This is a genomic window from Vibrio sp. VP6 (assembly GCF_028823755.1).
Lineage (GTDB): Bacteria > Pseudomonadota > Gammaproteobacteria > Enterobacterales > Vibrionaceae > Vibrio > Vibrio parahaemolyticus.
Map to the genome: position 1 here is coordinate 130,309 of NZ_JAPEID010000009.1, position 14,870 is coordinate 145,178.

Annotated in this window: 13 protein-coding genes; 8 read left to right on the plus strand and 5 right to left on the minus strand. The window is 46.0% G+C overall.

Going from position 1 to position 14,870, the window contains the following annotated elements; genetic code table 11:
• Positions 1-6 precede the first annotated feature (6 nt).
• Positions 7-591 (minus strand): 5'-deoxynucleotidase, encoded by a 585-nt coding sequence (gene yfbR, locus OU793_RS08525; protein ID WP_140103115.1) that lies wholly within the window; start codon positions 589-591, stop codon positions 7-9.
• A gap of 91 nt (positions 592-682) precedes the next feature.
• The gene (locus OU793_RS08530; RefSeq protein ID WP_005456922.1) at positions 683-1,897 is read right to left on the minus strand and encodes a pyridoxal phosphate-dependent aminotransferase; all 1,215 of its coding nucleotides are present in this window, start codon (positions 1,895-1,897) and stop codon (positions 683-685) included.
• 216 nt (positions 1,898-2,113) lie between these two features.
• Between OU793_RS08530 and OU793_RS08535 the strand changes: the two genes are divergently transcribed.
• The 7 genes from OU793_RS08535 to OU793_RS08565 all read left to right on the plus strand — a co-directional run bounded on the left by OU793_RS08535 (position 2,114) and on the right by OU793_RS08565 (position 9,683).
• Complete coding sequence (locus OU793_RS08535; protein ID WP_021454285.1) at positions 2,114-3,421, plus strand: isochorismate synthase MenF; 1,308 nt, start codon at positions 2,114-2,116, stop codon at positions 3,419-3,421.
• Complete coding sequence (menD, locus tag OU793_RS08540; protein ID WP_140103116.1) at positions 3,418-5,133, plus strand: 2-succinyl-5-enolpyruvyl-6-hydroxy-3-cyclohexene-1-carboxylic-acid synthase; 1,716 nt, start codon at positions 3,418-3,420, stop codon at positions 5,131-5,133. Before OU793_RS08535 ends, menD begins: the two co-directional genes overlap by 4 nt.
• Positions 5,120-5,914, plus strand: coding sequence for a 2-succinyl-6-hydroxy-2,4-cyclohexadiene-1-carboxylate synthase (gene menH / locus OU793_RS08545; protein WP_025623235.1), 795 nt, complete (start codon positions 5,120-5,122; stop codon positions 5,912-5,914). The genes menD and menH overlap by 14 nt, the downstream gene beginning before the upstream one ends.
• 26 nt (positions 5,915-5,940) lie before the next feature.
• Entirely contained in the window at positions 5,941-6,807 is an 867-nt protein-coding gene (gene menB, locus OU793_RS08550; protein ID WP_005482536.1) for a 1,4-dihydroxy-2-naphthoyl-CoA synthase, read from the plus strand.
• 126 nt (positions 6,808-6,933) lie between these two features.
• Positions 6,934-7,923, plus strand: a complete 990-nt coding sequence (gene menC / locus OU793_RS08555) for an o-succinylbenzoate synthase (RefSeq protein WP_005456942.1) — start codon at positions 6,934-6,936, stop codon at positions 7,921-7,923.
• Positions 7,908-9,350 (plus strand): o-succinylbenzoate--CoA ligase, encoded by a 1,443-nt coding sequence (gene menE, locus OU793_RS08560; protein WP_140103117.1) that lies wholly within the window; start codon positions 7,908-7,910, stop codon positions 9,348-9,350. Before menC ends, menE begins: the two co-directional genes overlap by 16 nt.
• A 144-nt stretch (positions 9,351-9,494) precedes the next feature.
• Entirely contained in the window at positions 9,495-9,683 is a 189-nt protein-coding gene (locus OU793_RS08565; RefSeq protein ID WP_015296443.1) for a hypothetical protein, read from the plus strand.
• On the opposite strand, the gene OU793_RS08570 is transcribed toward OU793_RS08565, so the two are convergent.
• The 3 genes from OU793_RS08570 to OU793_RS08580 form a co-directional block, all read right to left on the minus strand.
• On the minus strand, positions 9,676-10,608 hold the full coding sequence (locus tag OU793_RS08570; RefSeq protein WP_017448694.1) for a YeiH family protein: 933 nt from the start codon (positions 10,606-10,608) through the stop codon (positions 9,676-9,678). The two genes, OU793_RS08565 and OU793_RS08570, sit on opposite strands and share 8 nt — an antisense overlap.
• Before the next feature lie 128 nt (positions 10,609-10,736).
• Positions 10,737-12,611: an MFS transporter gene (locus tag OU793_RS08575; protein ID WP_140103118.1), complete on the minus strand. Its 1,875-nt coding sequence runs from the start codon at positions 12,609-12,611 to the stop codon at positions 10,737-10,739.
• Between the two features lie 17 nt (positions 12,612-12,628).
• Positions 12,629-13,219, minus strand: coding sequence for a TetR/AcrR family transcriptional regulator (locus tag OU793_RS08580; protein ID WP_005456899.1), 591 nt, complete (start codon positions 13,217-13,219; stop codon positions 12,629-12,631).
• A gap of 289 nt (positions 13,220-13,508) precedes the next feature.
• On the opposite strand from OU793_RS08580, the gene OU793_RS08585 reads away from it, so the two are divergent.
• Complete coding sequence (locus OU793_RS08585; protein ID WP_005495957.1) at positions 13,509-14,381, plus strand: Tim44 domain-containing protein; 873 nt, start codon at positions 13,509-13,511, stop codon at positions 14,379-14,381.
• The last annotated feature ends 489 nt before the right edge of the window (positions 14,382-14,870 follow it).

Consider the following 14,870-nt stretch of genomic DNA (forward strand, 5'->3'; position numbering starts at 1 on the left):
AACTGGCTAACTGATTTCATCCAGCGATAGCCCAAAGCTTGGGGCGAATGTATTAAGGAAGTATTCCATTTCTGGCGTTTTACGTTCTTGTAAAGTGACGTCTAGGCGCTTTTTCGCTAAGGCAAACTCATGGTTACCTGCGCTTAGTTCTTCCAAACATTTTAAGTACGCACAGATGGAGTCAGCCTGTTTTACTATCTGAGAGTCTTCTTCGTGAGACGAATGAGAAAGTAGAAATGGGGCAAAATCTTCCTGAAATTCTTCCGGTAACATAGAAAGTAATTTGTGCTCGGCAGCGGCTTCTATCTTCTTATATTCTTTTGCGATTTCGGGATTGTAGTACTTAACGGGAGTTGGCAAATCGCCAGTGAGCACTTCACTTGAATCGTGATACATCGCGAGAAGAGCAATGCGTTCAGGATTAAGCGTGCCGCCGAACTTTTTGTTTTTAATTAACGCGAGTGCGTGAGCGACAAATGCGACTTGTAAGCTGTGTTCCGAAACGTTTTCTGGTGATACAGAGCGCATCAAAGGCCAGCGTTGGATAAGCTTCATTCGTGCCAAGTGGGCGAAAAAATGGCTTTCTTTCATGGCTTTCTCCGTTTCTGGTATAAAAAAAGGAACTCACTAGGAGTTCCTCTAAGCATATGAGAGATCAACACTAATTACTACCAGTGATTCTTTACTGGCTGTAGGTTGATAGGAATCGCTCGAAGCGTCCGATTGCGGTTTCCAGATCTTCAACGTGTGGCAAAGTCACAATGCGGAAATGGTCTGGTTTTGGCCAGTTAAAACCTGAGCCTTGTACTAGCAGTACTTTTTCCTGTTTCAAGAAATCGAGCACCATCTGTTGGTCATTCTTGATGTTGTACATCTTGGTATCGATTTTAGGGAATAAGTACATGGCACCTTTGGGTTTCACACAAGATACCCCTGGGATCTGGTTGATCAGCTCGAACGCGCGATTACGCTGCTCTAGCAATCGACCACCAGGTAAGATCAACTCATTGATACTTTGGTAGCCACCTAGCGCGGTTTGAATCGCATGTTGCATCGGCACGTTGGCACAAAGACGCATAGAAGAGAGCAACTCTAGACCGTTAACGTAGCCTTGTGCTAAGTGTTTTGGACCAGTTAAGAACATCCACCCACCACGGAAACCACATACCCGGTAAGCTTTCGACAAACCATTGAAGGTCATCACAAGTACGTCTTCCGTTAGCGTCGCAACAGAAGTGTGTGTTGCGCCATCGTAAAGCACTTTGTCGTAAATCTCGTCAGCGAAAATGATCAGCTTGTGTTGGCGAGCAATCTCAATCACTTCAAGCAAGAAGTCACGACTATATACAGCACCTGTTGGGTTGTTCGGGTTGATCAGAACAATACCGCGAGTCTTCGGCGTGATTTTCTTTTTGATGTCATCAAGGTCTGGATACCAATCCGATTGTTCATCACACAAATAATGAACGGGGTTGCCACCAGACAACGCTACTGATGCCGTCCACAATGGGTAGTCAGGCGCAGGGATGAGCATTTCATCGCCGTTGTTTAGCAACGCTTGCATTGCCATCACGATCAGCTCAGACACGCCATTACCGACGTACACATCTTCTACGTCTAAAGAACGAATGCCTTTGCGTTGGTAATGTTGAACCACCGCTTTACGCGCAGAGTAAATGCCTTTGGAATCACAGTAGCCTTGAGAGGTCGGTAGATTACGAATTACATCTACAAGAATCTCATCAGGGGCGTCAAAACCAAATGGGGCAGGGTTACCAATGTTCAACTTTAGGATTTTATGCCCTTCTTCCTCCATGCGCTTAGCATGTTTGAGTACAGGACCCCTAATGTCGTAGCAGACATTGTCGAGTTTTGACGACATCCCGATATTTTGCATTGTATAATTCCTAAAAATTCGTTAATTTCTTTATTAAAATACAATAATTTGTTTTTTATTAGAATATAAATCTGTAAATTATCCGTTCGCAGGCTAACTTTTGTTCGCTTGCTATCACAGGATTTTGCAAAAGATCGCATACGACCTTGATTTGCTTTGGGTCTAAACTTAGAGTAGCCGTCAGTTACCTTTATCCTCACATACTTCGAGGTTGATTTGTCAGAGTTCCATCAAGCCGTAAAAAGAATTATCGAGCGAGTTCAGCACACGGAAGGCAATCAAGTACGTCTGGTCGAGCCCCTCAGCGAAAAACCGAATTTCGCATTTATTGATTGGCTTGATGCACAACCACTTTTCCCCAAGTTTTATTGGCAATCCCGTGATACTCGTGAAGAGGTCGTCGCGCTAGGACAGTTGCACTCTTTTGTTGAGCCGGGTCCTGCCTATACAATTCTTGGTGAAGGGCAGCGAGTATGGGGCGGGCGATCGTTTGATGGCCAGCACGAAAAAAATCGCCGTTGCATGCCTTCTTTCTTCTTTTTGCCTCAAATTGAACTGATTCGATTTGATCAGCAGTGGTCACTTGCGGTTAACCTAACTGAAGACAAAGCGCGCACGCTTGCAGGCTTGAGAAAGCTTATTTGCGATGTCGCCGCTTTACCTCCGATCTCGTCACACATTCGCTCGATTGTTCATACTCCTGTCAAATCTGAGTGGGATGCGCTGGTACATAAAGTTCTGACTGGGATTGAGAATGATGAGTTTAAAAAAGTTGTGTTGGCTCGCCGTTCTACTGTCCAACTGGATAACAGGTTGAGCGCTGCACAACTGCTTAAAGCGAGCTATTTGAACAACCATCACAGCTTTCATTTCTTGCTGAGTTTAGACAGCAAACACAGTTTTATGGGCTCTACGCCAGAGCGTTTGTATTCTCGTGTTGGACATGAGCTTCATACCGAAGCTTTAGCGGGCACCATTGGTCGTGGCGACAATGCCACTCATGATATGGAGTTGGCGAACTGGTTATCTCAGGATTCAAAAAACTTAAACGAAAACCAGTACGTCGTGGACGATATCGTGGAACGCCTTTCTCCTCATTCCGAAATGGTAGAAGTAGAAACCGAACCGAGATTGGTGCGTTTACGTAAGGTGCAGCACCTCAAGCGCAATATTCATGCAAGCTTAAAAACAGGCACAAATGGCGTACAACTGCTTTCTGCATTGCAGCCGACGGCCGCAGTGGCAGGTTTGCCTCGTAAAGAGTCGATGCAGTTCATCCTTGATAACGAGCCGTTTGCTCGTGGCTGGTATGCTGGCTCTATGGGTTACATCAGCCATGAACGCGCAGAGTTTTGTGTGGCAATAAGAAGTGCATTGGTGCTTGGCGATCAAGTTCAGCTGTTTGCTGGAGCGGGTATTGTTCCTGGATCAGTTGCTGAACACGAATGGGCTGAGTTAGATAAAAAGATGTCGACGCTATTAACGTTGATTTCCGATCATCCGCCGCTTGGAGTGGCATCATGAGTTACGATCAAGCGGTTCTCAATCGAATTTGGTCAGAGACCATTTTGACTGAGCTTCACCGATTTGGTGTGAAGCATGTTTGTATCGCGCCGGGATCGCGTTCGACTCCTTTGACTTTAGAAGCGGCGGAACAGCCAAATTTTTCCATTCATACTCATTTTGATGAGCGTGGATTAGGTTTTATGGCGCTTGGCTTGGCGAAAGCTAGCCAAGAGCCGGTAGCCGTTATTGTGACTTCTGGCACTGCGGTCGCAAACTTGTTGCCTGCGGTAGCAGAAGCTAAATTAACGGGCGAAAAACTGGTTTTGCTTACTGCTGACCGCCCTGTTGAACTCGTCGGTTGTGGCGCAAACCAAGCAATTAATCAGCTTGGGATTTTTTCGCATCATGTATCGGCAAATTTGAACTTGCCAAGTCCGAGTTTAAATACGCCGCTCAACTGGTTACTCACTTCGGTTGATGAGGTGATGTTTAACCAGCAGTTACATGGCAGCGCGGTTCACATTAACTGCGCCTTTCCTGAGCCGCTGTATTCTGACGGGGAAAAAAGCGCTTACCAAAGCTACCTGAACAGTGTCGAAGCGTGGCGCAAAGGCGGTCAAACATATACTCAACGATTCGTCAGTCCATCATTTCGTGACATTCCATTTTGTGCTGATAGAAAAGGCGTGGTTGTTATTGGCAGCTTACTTGCTGATCACGCGCAAGCGGCAAAAGCGTTTGCACAGCAAATGGGGTGGCCTGTATTGGCGGATCCGCAAAGTGGAGTTAGCTCCGATTGGTCACATTATGATTTGTGGTTACAACAGCCTAAGTTGGCCAGCCAACTCGACGAATGTGATTTGGTGCTCCAGTTTGGTAGCCGCATCATATCTAAGCGATTGAACCAATGGATTAATAAACAGGTGTCGCAAAGCCAACAAGGCCGAGATGTTCAGTACTGGTTTATCTCGCCAAGTTTAAGCCGAGATAACCAAACACACCTTCCGCAATTGCATTGGGCTGCATCACCTAAAAGTTGGGTCGAGCGTGTTGATGTTAAGAGCTCAAGTACTCAAGGGTGGGCTGATGGATTGCTGACCGATATAGCCCATGTTCGCGCTCACATTCGCGATGAGTTTCTGTCTTCATCAGCTTCAACGCTTAATGAAATCGCGTTAGCGGCTGACATTGAAGAGCGAACGCAGAACGTCGATGTCTTTCTCGGTAACAGCTTGTTTGTTCGATTGGTCGATATGTTTGGCCGATTAAATACTGAGGTGTTTACCAATCGCGGAGCGTCGGGTATTGATGGTCTATTTGCCACAGCTTCGGGTGTTCAGCGTTCGCGAGGCAAGCCGCTATTGATGTACATCGGAGATACATCGGCGCTTTATGACCTCAACTCACTCGCGCTGTTTTCTCGTAATGATCTGCCGTCAGTTCTTGTGGTCACAAACAATGATGGTGGTGCGATTTTCGATATGTTGCCAGTGCCTCAGGAGCATCGCACTGCGTACTACCAAATGCCCCACGGTTATCAGTTTGAACATGCAGCTAAGCAGTTTGGCTTAAAGTATGAAAAGCCAACTACATTACAAATGTATCAAGCAATGGTTACCGAGCACCTGTCGAGCGGCCAAGGCACACTGTTGGTGGAAGTTCAAACCCCACCAAGCCAAGCCGCAGAGTTGATAAAGGCATTTAATAAGAGCCTGCATGCTTCACTCTGAGCGTCTCTCTCCAACTGAAAAACACCAAAGTGGTGATCTTCCCACTCTGGTGTTTTTGCATGGTCTTTTAGGAAGTGGTGCTGATTGGCAAGCTTGTTTGGATGAGCTGACTCAGTTTGAACGAGTCGTTATCGACCTTCCTGGTCATGGTCGCAGCCAGTTTACAAAGTGCAACGATCTCGATGATTGCTGCAAACTTCTTAATTCCACACTATCTTTATTATTTCCTCCGCAACAACCACTTATTTTGATTGGCTACTCAATGGGTGGAAGAATCGCAATGCACGGTCTTGCTGGTGAGTGCTTCTCAGATCTCAATATTGTCGGCGCGATTGTGGAAGGGGGAAACTTCGGGCTTCAAACAGAGTCAGAGACACAGTCAAGATTGCACAACGACCAAAAATGGGCACTGCGCTTCGAGAGTGAACCACTTGAACGTGTTTTGAGCGATTGGTATCAACAAGCGGTGTTTTCTTCACTAAACCATGAGCAAAGACAAACATTAATTACCAAGCGAAGTGCTAATCTTGGCTCGGCAATTGCGAACATGTTGATGGCAACATCGTTAGCCAAGCAGGCGTATTTACTGCCCGCACTGCAACAACAGCACATACCCATTTATTATGTGTGTGGCGCGAAAGACAAAAAATTTAGCCAACTGGCACAAACAAGCGGGTTGGCGTATCGACAAATTGAAGGCGCAGGACATAACGTTCATCAAGAGCAGCCAAAGCAGTTTGCGATGCACATTAAGCAAATAATTCATTCTCACTTTCAGTGAGAGCAACGAGAACAATGGGAATCACCATGGCTAAAACAGTAGGCATTTCTGAAGAAGAACTTTACGCTCCGGTTCAATGGAAAGATTGCGGCGAGAAATACGAGGATATTCATTACCACAAGTCTGAAGATGGTATCGCGAAAATTACCATTGCACGCCCTCAAGTGCGTAACGCGTTCCGCCCTCAAACGGTAAAAGAGATGATTGATGCGTTGGCAGATGCACGCTACGACTCAGGTGTTGGCGTTATCATCCTAACTGGCTTGGGTGAAGATGCATTCTGTTCTGGTGGTGACCAGAAGATTCGTGGCGACTACGGCGGTTACAAAGATGACCAAGGTACGCATCACCTAAACGTATTGGACTTCCAACGTGATATTCGTACGTGTCCAAAACCTGTTATTGCTTCCGTAGCGGGTTGGGCTGTTGGCGGCGGTCATGTACTGCACATGATGTGTGACCTAACAATTGCAGCGGACAACGCACAGTTTGGTCAAACGGGCCCTAAAGTGGGTTCATTTGATGGTGGTTGGGGCGCGTCTTACATGGCCCGTATCGTAGGCCAGAAGAAAGCGCGCGAAATCTGGTTCCTATGTCGTTTCTACAACGCGCAAGAAGCGTTAGACATGGGCTTAGTCAACACGGTTGTGCCTCTAGAAGATCTAGAGAAAGAAACCGTTCGATGGTGTCGTGAAGTTCTTCAGCATAGCCCAATGGCGCTACGCTGCCTGAAAGCGGCATTGAACGCGGATTGTGATGGTCAAGCTGGTCTTCAAGAGCTTGCGGGCAACGCAACGATGATGTTCTACATGACAGATGAAGGACAAGAAGGTCGTAACGCATTCAACGAGAAACGTCGCCCAGATTTCGACAAGTTCCCTCGTAACCCATAATCCGTAAATAAAGAGGAGCCAGAGTGCTCCTCTGCTTCGTTTTTAGTCCCGAGCGCCTCGCCCTCAGGGAGGATGGTTCGTTCTTATAGCCAGCAAGCTTGGGTTGTACGTAATAGGACAGGAATTATGCGTAAAGCAAAGATTTACCGTTACTGCCTTCCAATGGACAGTGGCGTAATACTGCGTGATAACAAGCTGACGGAACGCATCGGCTACATTGTTGAGCTATCTGATGGCGAGAACACGGGATTAGGTGAAGTCGCACCGCTTTTTGGTTTTAGCTTGGAAAGTACCGAAGAGGCTGGCATTCAGTTACAAGAACAGGCTGAACGCTGGGTCGCGGGTATACCGGTTGATTATGCCAATATGTATCCTTCGGTTGCGTTTGGCTTATCTATGGCTCAATTGGAGTTAGAAGGTGGTTTGCCGACGCAAGGCAAATATCAAACTGCTCCACTGTGTACGGGCGATCCCGATGAGTTGATTCCAAAACTCAACGAGATGGAAGGCGAGAAAGTGGCAAAAGTGAAAGTGGGTCTGTATGAGCCCATTCGCGACGGCATGCTTGTGAATCTCTTCCTTGAATCTATCCCTCAATTAACGCTTCGACTGGATGCGAACCGCGCTTGGACTCCCGAAAAAGCGCAGCAGTTTGCTAAGTACATTACACCGTCTCTTCGCCAACGAATTACGTTTTTGGAAGAGCCATGCCGAGCTCCAGGCGACAGCATGTCTTTTGCCATTAATACTGGTATCGCGATTGCTTGGGATGAAACGCTGCAAGATGCCGTTCGTCGAGAAGACTTTAGCCTTGAAGATTTGACAGGCGTGAAAGCGATCATTATCAAACCGACATTAATCGGCTCCGTCGATTTCTGCATTAAATTGATCGAAAAAGCAAAAGCGTTAGGAATGAAAGCGGTGATCAGCTCAAGCATTGAGTCGAGCCTTGGCTTGAACCAATTAGCACGTTTGGCGCAATGGCAGTTGCCTGATGAAGTTCCTGGTTTGGACACTATCGGGTTGTTCAAAGCGCAGCTAGAGCAAGGTTGGCCAAAGTGCGAACTTCCTGTGCTTCCTTTGTCTGAGCAGGAGTTAGTGTGGCATTCAGCATAGAGCCATTCTCTACAGAAAATAGTGCGATTCCACCTTGGAAGTATTGGGCTCAAACGAGCCCTTTTTCTATTGCACTCGCAACATCTCAAGAAACATTGAATTGGCAACAGCTCTCGCTTCGTGTTACTCAATACGCGCAATCGCTCTTGCAGCAAGGTGTTACGCGCGATGATGTGGTGACTCTGGTAGGGAAGAACCAAGTTGAAACAGTACTGTTTTATTTAGCTGCGCAACAGTTAGGCGCTATCACCGCGTTGACTATGCCTCAGCCAATCGAGGCGCTACAAGGTAAGCTCTGCACTCTGTACGGCGATCATAAAACGCGTTTTGTTTGGTTAACTCCGGAGTGTGAGTTCGCTTACTCTAGCGAAGAGAAAGCAGCATTAAATGCGATTTTTCTCACTTTGCCTACGGTAGATACCGTGGTTGAAAACACTGCGGATGACTATCAGCACGACAGGTTGGCTTCGATTGTGTTTACCTCAGGCTCAACGGGGGCACCGAAAGCGGTGGTTCATACGCATCGACAGCACCTCGCTTCGGCAGAGGGATTACTATGTGAGTTCACCTTCCATCAACAAGACACTTGGCTGTTGTCGCTTCCACTTTATCATGTTTCCGGCCTTGCGATTGTCTATCGCTGGTTGTTTGTTGGCGCAACGTTGAAAATCGGCACGGGAAGACTGGCAGACGATATCCTCGCGGTTTCACACGCCTCTTTAGTGGCGACTCAACTTAAACGCTTGCTAGATGATTATGTTGAACTGTCACTGACGCACGTTTTGCTGGGGGGCAGTCATGTGGCTCATGAGCTAGCGGTAAGAGCCACAGAAAAAGGCATCGAAACGTGGCTAGGTTATGGTATGACCGAGGCTGCATCTACCGTTACGGCAAAACAGATCAATGACGTAAGCAATGCTGGGCATTTACTAAAAAATCGTAAGATTAAGTTGGTTGATGAGCGCATTTACATTGGTGGACAAACGCTAGCTTCAGGCTATTTTCACCAAGGTCAAGTGACGGTATTCGTGGACGAGGATGGTTGGTTCGACAGTAAGGATCTCGGTACTTGGCAAGGAGATGAGTTAAAGATCATCGGTCGGGCCGATAATCAATTTATCTCAGGTGGAGAAAACGTTCACTGTGAGGAAATAGAAGTAGTATTGAACCAAATTCCAAGCGTCATTCAGAGCATTGTCGTGCCAGTCGAAGATGCTGAGTTCGGTCATCGTCCTATAGCCGTTATTCAATCAGAAGCGTTACTGAGCCAACAGGAATTCGAGCAATACTTGCGGAAAAAGCTTGAGAAGTTTAAATGGCCAATCGCTTACTATTTGATGCCACAAGCCTTGTTAGAAGGTGGGATTAAAGTCTCGCGTAAAGCGGTAAAAGAGTGGCTGCTTTCTGAGTTAGATAATCAACGTTAAATAGCTGGCGCTCATTCTCCCGGCGGAAATGAGGCGAAGATTAGTCAATTTTGCTATGTGTTAGTCGGAAAGGGAATTTCGTAACCTTATAACTCTGAATCATAATTATGTCTCAACGTAGAGCAGAAAGGCATAAGCTTCAGAATGGTGAAATCGGTTTTATTGATAGCAGTGGTATTACAAATTGGCATCGCAATTAGCAGTGAAGGGCTCACTCGCTCGTTAGCGGAATTGACGGCGTTTTTAATCGCTATCGCGTTGGTGTTTGCGCTCAAGAGTGACAAACAAGAGTCAACCTCCGACCAACGCGATAAGTCGACAACGATTATCTAAGTACTAGCCAGCTTAGTGACGTGGTGGAAATTAATACCCATAAAGTCACACCAAACAACAGCGGTTTAGGGCCCGAAGATTTCAGTTTCGAAATCGAAATACTACATCCTATCAAGAATAAGCACACCACCAGAGCTTGCTTCGCAATGGTAAAAATACCGTGATACACCACCTCAAATTGTGGGAAGAAATCACTAAAGGCGATGGCCGCGCAATACCAGAAAATGAAGTAAGGAATCACTAACTTTTTCGAACCGTTCTCTTTGTTCCCACGTGAGAAAATCACGGCGCTAATCAAAGCAACAGGAATGATCCACAAGGCTCGCGCCAGTTTGAGCGTGGTTGCAGTTGTCAGTGCCTCTTCACCGTAGGCAGAGGCAGCGCCAACAACAGACGAAGTATCATGAATCGCAATTGCCGCCCATGTCCCAAAGGTGTGTTGGTCTAGGTTTAACGCATGACCAATGACGGGGAAGATGAACAACGCTAGAGAGTTGAGTACAAAAACGGTAGCGAGTGCCAAACCTATTTGTTCATCTTTGGCTCTGATTGCTGGTGCGACCGCAGCAATTGCGCTGCCACCACATATCGCAGTTCCGGATGAAATGAGATACGCAGTCGTCGTTTCGAGTTTGATTACTTTGGCGATGAGTGAGCCAATGACGAGTGTGCCGACAATCGTAGCGATAATTAGCCCGATACCATCTGACGTGACAGACAATGCCTGTTCAAAATTGATACCAAACCCTAAACCGATAATAGAATAAGAAAGCAGTTTTTTGGTGAAAGAGGCGATGGGTAACTCAGTAGGAACTAAGCCAAAGCTGGCAAGTAAGAAGCCAATAACAAGTGCAATAGGGGATGACACAAAAGGAGTTAAGCAAAAAAGCAGTGCCAGTCCAAAGGGGATGTACTTTCTGTTCAAGATTTATGATTCATTGTCGTTAGTGAAAGCGAGAGTATATCGCACTGTATCTGGTCAGTTTGTCTTAATGATTTGAACACACGTTCAGATAATTTAAACGTGTGCTCAAATAATTCTCAACGTTTTGTTTATCGCCAATCTCCGCGCAATGCGTGCACTTTTTCGAACATAGTTTGTGCGGTGGCTGAGCTAGGATCTACCGGTTCGCCAGCTTCAATTTCCAATTTGGACCAGAAGCGAGTCGGAAACCCTCTGCATGCTCGTCCTTTAGCGCGGCTAAAATAACTACCCCACAATCCTTTCAATGCCATCGGAATCACAGGTACTGGGCTTCGACGCAGAATAATGTCGATGCCACGCATGAAGTCGTTCATTTCGCCATCGGAGGTCAATCGCCCTTCAGGGAAGATACAGACAATATGGCCTTCATTGAGAGCTTCTTCGACGTCGTTAAATGCTCGACGAATAGAACTTCGGTTGCTAGCAGAAATTGGTATCACGCCAGCACGGCGTAAAAAGCGTCTTAGCGGCGGCAGGTTGGCGTAATCTTCTTCCATCACAAAGCGAATCAAACGAGGGCATACGGCACTCAGTAACAGGGCATCCATGTAGCTCACATGATTGCACACAATCAATGCACCACCATGCTCAGGTAAGTTGTGCAGATTTTTGTGTTTAACACGATAGATGGTGTGCGTGAGCATCCACATTGCAAAGCGAACCACAAAAATCGGGATTTGTAGAAAGATATATGCCGCGACTAAGAAATTAAGCACTGCAAGAAGCGCAAACAATTGTGGAATACTCATCTCTACTACGCTTAGGCATATAATGCCAAGGATCGCGCTGCCCACCATAAATAGTGAGTTAAAGATATTCAGACCTGCTATCACTTGCGCACGTTCAGTCTCCTTCGCTCGGTGTTGCATTAAGGCGTACAGTGGGACGATAAATAATCCGCCCGATGCTCCTATCATGAGCAGATAGAAAAACAGAGGCCAGAAAGGCTCGAAACGAACAAATTCAATGAAGTTTGCGAACTCAGGTAGCTCAGTTGGTACTGATGTCGCCATAAAGTAACCGAAGATGGTGATGCCTAAGGCACCGATTGGCACGATGCCCACTTCGATTCGATGATTTGAGATCCAGTTGCAAGCCAGTGAGCCTAGAGCAATCCCTACTGAGAAGAGTGCAAGTAAGAAGGATACGGCGCTTTCTGTACCGTTCAGATAGACCTTGGTGAAGTTTGGGAACTGAGTAAGATATGCAGCACCGAGAAACCAAAACCAACTGATGGCCATGATGCATTGAAATACGATGCGATCGGATTTCGCGATCGCCAGCGTGTGCTTAGTTTGCTGATAAGGTCGCCAACGGAATTTAAGTTCAGGGGCACTTGCCGCAGCAAATGGAATCGAGCGACTGGATAAGTAACCGAGCAGGGCAAATAGAACCACGCAGAAAGCGGCCAGATATTTCGCGTTGTCAGCAGAAGCAATAATGCCTGCACCGAGCGTGCCGATAAGAATGGCGATAAATGTCCCGGCTTCAACCAAGGCATTGCCCGGTACCAGTTCCTTAGCGTTTAATTCCTGAGGAAGAAGCGCGTACTTGACGGGGCCGAAGAACGCGGATTGCGTACCCATTAAGAAAAGCAGCAGAAGTAAGACACCATAGCTTTCTGTTATAAAGCCAACGGCGCCTAGCAGCATGATGGCGATTTCAAACAGTTTTACTTTGCGAATAAACCACGATTTCTCGTATTTATCCGCCAAAACTCCAGCAGAGGCAGAAAAAAGGAAGAATGGAAGAATGAATAAGCCCGCTGCTAAGTTTATGAATAAATTACTAGAAATGGGTAATGCGCTAGAACCAGCGAAAGCGACAAACAGCAACAAAACGTTTTTAAAAATGTTGTCGTTGAAAGCGCCAAAAAACTGAGTAACAAAATAGGGCAGGAACTTTCTTTGCGTAAGCAAGGACGGCTGTCTGTCGGATGACATGGATAATCCTTTGTTTGTTACCAGTTCATGATGTAGTTAGAAAGCAAGTTACTGATTAACTCTTTACCATCTACAGGCTCACTTGAGAAAAACTTGTCATCAACGCTTAGAAGAGTAATGCCGTGTACGCCAGCCCATAGTACGCGACTCGCTTGAATGACTTCGGATTCCGTACGTTGAGGAGCGATTTGTGCGAGTAATGATTCGAGCATGCCTGTCATGCCATCAATACGTTTCGCATGCCATTCTGGAAGTTCGGCACCGTTCATGTTGTGTTCGAAAACCAATTGCCAACGGTAAGGATGTTTTTGCGCGAAATCGTGGTAGCAGTATGCAAGTTCAAAAAGTGCTTGATGAGCATCTTTACTGCTTTTTGTTGCATTTAGCGCTTCTTGCGATAACTCATCTAAAGTTTGAGCCACGGCATGAAGTAGCAACAAATTATAGTTACCAAAAATATTCACCAAGGTGCTTGGCACGTAACCAATCATGTTAGCGATCTTACGAAGGCTAAGTTCGTGGTAAGAGTTCTCATCTAAAAAATTTTTGACCGTCGTTAAGGTCAAGTTAATCAACTCTTCTCTGGTGTGATCGTTTCTGCGCGCCATACTCTCAAACTGCTTTATTGAACAACGTTCAATATGATAGACAGCTACTTAATGAGCGTCAACCGCGCAATCACGTCAGAAGGCGACATGTTTGGCAATATTCTGATACATGTCAGACTCTTTAGATTGTTTTCATAAGGTGACATACGGAGTATGATGAACCAACAATCATCTTTGGCGTGCTACTGCTTGTATGTACAAGGTTTGGAGCACAATCTGAGATGTACCCAAACGGCTTCTTTTACCTGAGGTTGCGTGGGTATAACAATCGTCAACTTTAAGGATAACGATGAAACGTTTATTTTCTATTGTTGCTCTATTAATGTTTACCGTTGCTGTCACTCCTATCGCAGAAGCGAAGAAGTTTGGTGGCGGTAAGTCTTTTGGTAAGAGCTACAAAACAGCACCTGCACCTAAACAGCAGCAACAAAACACCAATACGATCGGTAAAGAGCAAACGACCAAGTCTTCTAGCAAGAAAGGTTTGATGGGCGGTCTATTAGGAGGCCTTCTAGCTGGTGGTCTACTTGCTGCGTTCTTCGGTGGTGCTTTTGAAGGTATCCAGTTTATGGATATCCTAATCATTGGTTTAATTGCCTTTATTATCTTTAAGCTTATGCGCGGAATGTTAGGTGCGAAGCAGGGCAGTATGAACCAGCAACGTCAACAACCGGCATTTGGTGGTAACGCGTCAAAGTTTGAACAACCAAACATGCAGAACTTTGAACAACAACCAAATACAAACGCAGGCGGTTTCACCGGTTTTGGTGCTCAAACAGATGTACCACACAATTACCCACCGGGTTTCGATCAAGCTGCGTTTATTAACGGTTCTCGTGAGCACTACCGCATTTTGCAAGGTGCGTGGAACCACAACCAACTAGACACCATTGAAGAATATGTTTCTCCAAGTCTATTTGAAGATCTGAAAGCTGAGCGCGCGAAGCTAGAAGGTGAGCAGCACACTGATGTGATGTATGTCGATGCAGAGATCGTTCGTGCTGAATACGATGCGAACAAAGCACAATTAAGTTTGCAATTTAGTGGCCGTTACCGTGATGCTGCAGAAGGTGTAGAGGAAGATATTGAAGATATCTGGCACCTAGAGCGTGACCTAACGGTACCGAATGCACCTTGGTTGATTGTTGGTATTCAAGGTTAATCACCAAGCTCGTTCAATTTAGTCTTAATTAAATCCCGCTATTTAGCGGGATTTTTTGTATCTGTTAATTGTTGGATGAGCGGAGATAGCTCTACAGGTAAAAGCGAAAGGCAATGCTCCGTAGCTAAGCACAATACAACTCAGTCGTTTTATGATTTAGCAGTCTAATGACTTAACCATCTGGTATCTGGGATAGCTCAGTTAGTATTTTGTTGTGTCTATTCTTGAGAGATTTAGAAAGTTAATACTATTCAGCGTCTTATCGAAGAACTCTTACCTGTTAAAAGATCGGTTCTAACGTTGAGTTTGGCTTAAAGCAATGTGTCGGTATTGGTTGAAGATCTTAGCTACATTAGGAGTTCGTAGAACATGAATGCGACGCTATGGGGTGAGCGAGAGATTGTTAGAATGGGTGTTGATCTTACGATGTATAGAACGAAAAAAGCCAGCTCGATGAGCTGGCTTTTTCAATATGGTGGAGGGGGACGG